The organism is Frankia sp. CeRuru1 (assembly GCF_977966315.1).
The window spans coordinates 1-4,394 of record NZ_CDWWEW010000403.1; the positions used below are offsets into that span (position 1 = coordinate 1).

A 4,394-nucleotide genomic window follows, 5' to 3' on the forward strand; every position below is an offset into this window, starting at 1 on the left:
GTGGTATGCGAGCGACCGGCGGCGTTCCTCGCCCGCACCGAGGTCGACGCGCGCACGGTGATCTGCGTCCTCACCCACGACCCCAGATTCGACCTCCCGGTGCTGCGCGCGGCGCTGCGCTCCCCGGCCGGATACGTCGGGGCGATGGGGTCGCGGCGCACCCACGCCGACCGGCTGCGCCGGCTGCGCGAGGAGGGGGTGAGCGAGCCAGACCTGGCCCGGCTGCGCTCACCCATCGGACTGGATCTGGGTGCGCGCACGCCCGAGGAGACGGCCGTCTCCATCGCCGCGGAAATCATCCAGAACCGGTGGGGCGGGAGCGGCCGCCCGTTGTGGGCCACCCGCGGCCGCATCCACGCCGAACCCGGCGAACCCGGCGAACCCGGCGAACCCGGCGAGGCCGGCGAGGCCGCGGACGGGTGCACGGGAACAGCAAGATAATCAACGGTGTTGACGAGCATCCACGTTCAAGATCATAAAAGGACGAGATCATAAAAGGACAAGACAACTCTCCCGGCCCCAGTTCTCCGGATCCGACGCCCCGGCCGTGATCGGTGGTGCCCGAACCGCGGCCGGAGTCAAACTCAGGGGGTGAGACGCCAGGGTCGACGGGGCCGTGGCGGGAGCTGGCCGGAGGGGTGGCGTACGTGCGCATCGCGATGTCGCTGGGGTACAGCGGAGGTTTCGAGGAGACCGTCTCGGGGCTCGCCGACTACGAGAAGGCCGGGCTCCAGGTCATCCAGGTCGCCGAGGCCTACAGCTTCGACGCGGTCAGCCAGCTGGGGTTCCTCGCCGCCCGGACCTCGCGCGTCGAGATCGCCTCGGGGATCATGCAGCTCTACACGCGCACCCCGAGCCTCATCGCGATGACCGCCGCGGGCCTCGACTTCGTCTCGCGCGGGCGGTTCACCCTCGGGATCGGCGCGTCGGGGCCGCAGGTCATCGAGGGTTTCCACGGTGTCCCCTACGATGCCCCGCTGGGCCGGACCCGCGAGACCATCGAGATCTGCCGGAAGGTCTGGCGCCGGGAGGTCCTCGAGTACCACGGCCGTCACTACGACATCCCGCTCGCCGCGGGGCGGGGGACCGGTCTCGGCAAGCCTTTGAAGATCATTAACCGGCCGGTGCGGGACCGGATCCCGATCGTGCTGGCCGCGCTCGGCCCGAAGAACGTCGAGCTCGCCGCCGAGCTCGCCGAGGGTTGGATGCCCGCCTTCTACCTGCCGGACAGCGCGGACGAGGTGTGGGGCGAGGCGGTGCGGGCCGGTACGGCCAGGCGGGACCCGGCGCTGGGCACCCTGGACGTCTGGGCCGGGGCCTCCCTGGCCGTCGGCGACGACGTCACCGCGCTGCGCGACACCGACCGGCCGCAGTTCGCGCTGTACCTGGGGGGCATGGGCGCGCGGGGCCGCAACTTCTACAACGACCTGGCCCACCGCTACGGCTACGCCGCGGAGGCGGAGCTCGTCCAGGACCTCTACCTCGCGGGCCGTAAGGGGGAAGCCGCCGCCGCGGTGCCGGCCGGCCTGCTGGAGAGGCTCTCCCTGATCGGGCCGCGCGGCTGGGTGGCCGAGCGGCTCGCCGTGTTCGCGGAGTCCGGGGTCACGACGCTCGCGGTCAATCCGGTGGCGCCGACGCACCTGGAGCGGGTGCGTCTCATCGAGCAGATCCGCGAGCTCGCCGACGGCCTTTGATGGCTCTCCGCCTGAGGCGGGGGATTCCAAGATGACTTTTACGTCACGATAGGGTCATCGGCGTGGGCGGACCGCGGTGGGCGTATCGTGACGGCCCCGCCGTCACCGACGGTCTGACCAACGGTGACACGCGTGAGCAGATCGCGGCGGATCCAGGGGTGGCGGATCCAGCGGCAGCGGATCTACCGGAGGCCGATCCGTACCCGTCCCGGTCCCGCGGCCGGATCAACGCGCTGTGGACGATCGTCGACCAGGTCGTGTCGAGTGGCACCAACGCAGCGATCAACTTCATCATCGCCCGCCGAGTCGACCCGACCGAGTTCGGTGCGTTCGCGATTGCCTACACCATCTTCGCGATCGTCGTCGGCCTGTCGCGCGCCGCTGCCACGGCGCCCCTGGGGATCAGCTACGCCGCCGCCGCCCCGGCCGCGTTCCGCGCCGCCGCTCGCGCCGCGTCCGGCCTGGCCCTGGTACTCGGTGCCGTCGTGGGCGCCGGCCTGATGGCGGTCGGTAGCGTCCTCGAGGGCGTGGTCGGGACGAACCTGATCGCGATGGGTGTGGTCATGCCGGCCCTGCTGGTGCAGGACGCCTGGCGCTACACGTCGTTCGCCCAGGGACGCCCCCTCCGCGCCGTCGTCAACGATCTCGTCTGGGCGGCCGGGATGGGCGTGGGCATCGTCCTGCTGGCCATTGGCGGGCGGGCCGCGGCCGGCGGCGCGCCGGTGATGGTCCTCGTCTGGGGTGCCGCCGCGGCGCTGGCCGCGGTGGTCGGCATTGGGCAGCATCGGGTCTGGCCCGCCCCGCGGCGGGCGCTCGCCTGGTTCGCTGGTCACCGCGAGACGACCGGCTTCATGACCGCCGAGTTCGTGACGGTCCAGGGGGCGCAGCAGACGTCGATTCTGATCATCGCCGGGATCGGCTCGCCGGCGCTCGTCGGTGCTCTGCGCGGTCTGCAGACCCTGCTCGCCCCCACGACGAACCTGGCCGTCGCGTTGATGAGCTTCGCGATCCCCGAGTTCGCCCGCCGCAGGGGCGCCCCGGCCCGTCGGATCATCCGCGCCGCCTACGCCGTGTCCGCGCTGGTGGTTGCCTCCAGCGTGCTGTGGACCCTCATCTTCCTGATCCTCCCCGACGATTTCGGGGCGGCCCTGCTCGGCGACACCTGGAGCCAGACCCGTGAACTCCTTCTCCTCGCGATGATCGCGCAGGCCGGGCCGGCGCTGTCGGTGGGACCGGTCGCCGTGCTCTACGCCTTCGGCCGGACCAGGCTCACCTTCTGGATCAATCTTTTCTTCACGCCCTTCTTGCTCGCCGGCCCGGTCACGGGCCTCCTCCTCGGCGGAGCCAAAGGGGTGATCATCGGTAACGTCATTGTGTTCTGGGCGACGATCCCGCCCTGGATCTACCAGCTCCACAAGCAGACCCGTGCCGTCGGCCGTGGGCGACCTCCCCGCCCGCGCGGATCCTCCGAGCCCGGGCGTGCTACCCGGCGGCGGACGAAGGTGTGGTCCCGGCCGGGGTCATTTCCCTGATCTTGGATCCGGCAGGCATGATGAGCGGGATCTGAGCTGCCGGACCGCACCGGGCCGGCCGTGTGAGGCCCTGACCTTCCCCGGGAAGGTACGTCGCGGGATCGAGGAGGAGAGGAGGAGTGGCGACCTATCTGCTCGGCCTCGGTTCCGCGGTGTGTTTCGCGGTGGCCGCGGTGATCCAGCAGCGGGTTGCCTTCCGGGCGCCGCCCGATGACGTCCTGCGGCTGCGGCTGCTGCTGTGGTTGGTGCGGCGACCGTGGTGGGATGTCGGGGTCGCCGTCGCGGTGGTCGGCAGTGTGCTGGCCGCGGCGGCGCTGAGCCGGGGCGCGGTGGCCCTCGTCGAATCCCTGCAGATCTGCCAGCTACTGTTCGCCCTGCCGCTCGCCGCCCTGCTGGCGCAGCGGGCGGTGCCGCGCCGCGACTGGGCGGCGGCCGCGGCGACGGCCGGTGGCCTCGTGCTCTTCCTGATCGCCGGAGATCCGCACCCGGGCGATCCGGGGGCCGTCTCGACGTTCGGCTGGGTCCTCACCGGCGCGGTGGCCGGCGGGCTGGTGTGCGGTGCGGTGTGGGGGACGCGGCGGCTCACCGCTGCCCGGCGGGCCCCGATGCTGGCCACGGCCGTGGGCCTGCTGTCCGCGATACAGGCCGCCCTGACCAGCAGCATCGGTCACCTGCTGACCACCCGCGGGATCGATGCGGTCCTGGTGTCCTGGCAGCCCTGGTCGGTCGTGGCCACGGCGATCGTCGGTGCGTTGCTGCTGCAGAGCGCCTACGAGATGGCGCCGCTGCCGGCGTCGCTGCCCGCCGCGGTGAGCAGCGAGCCGCTGGCCGGGGTGGTGATCGGGGTGGCCCTGCTGGGCGGCGACCTGCGGCTGGCGCCCCTCGCGTTGGTCGGTGAGGTGCTCGGACTGGCCGTGATGGTCACGGGTGTCCGCACGTTGGCGACGTCTCCGCTGATCACCGGGCAGATGTCGCGGCTGGTGGCGAGGCAGGCCCAGGGGCGGCTGTCCCGGCTGGAGGAACAGGTGCACCATGACCTGGAGCGGCTGCGCGCCGACCTGCGCCGCAGCCGGCGGGCCGGCGTCCCGGGGCCGGCGTTGCGCCGCGCGCGCCGCCGGCTGCGCCGGGACCTCGACCGCATTGGCGCGGAGCTGGCGAGCCTCGTGGA

4 protein-coding genes are annotated in these 4,394 nt (G+C 72.3%); all 4 read left to right on the plus strand.

Annotated features, from left to right (window positions below; genetic code table 11):
• Positions 1-441 (plus strand): XdhC family protein (locus AC08OP_RS21330; RefSeq protein ID WP_476615808.1); only part of this gene is annotated, 441 nt, incomplete at its 5' end.
• A 206-nt stretch (positions 442-647) separates the two neighbouring features.
• Positions 648-1,694, plus strand: coding sequence for an LLM class F420-dependent oxidoreductase (locus AC08OP_RS21335; protein ID WP_476615811.1), 1,047 nt, complete (start codon positions 648-650; stop codon positions 1,692-1,694).
• Positions 1,695-1,756: 62 nt separating this feature from the next.
• Positions 1,757-3,226, plus strand: coding sequence for a hypothetical protein (locus AC08OP_RS21340; RefSeq protein ID WP_476615809.1), 1,470 nt, complete (start codon positions 1,757-1,759; stop codon positions 3,224-3,226).
• A gap of 119 nt (positions 3,227-3,345) precedes the next feature.
• Positions 3,346-4,394: DMT family transporter (locus AC08OP_RS21345; protein ID WP_476615810.1), on the plus strand; the 1,049-nt coding region annotated here is incomplete at its 3' end.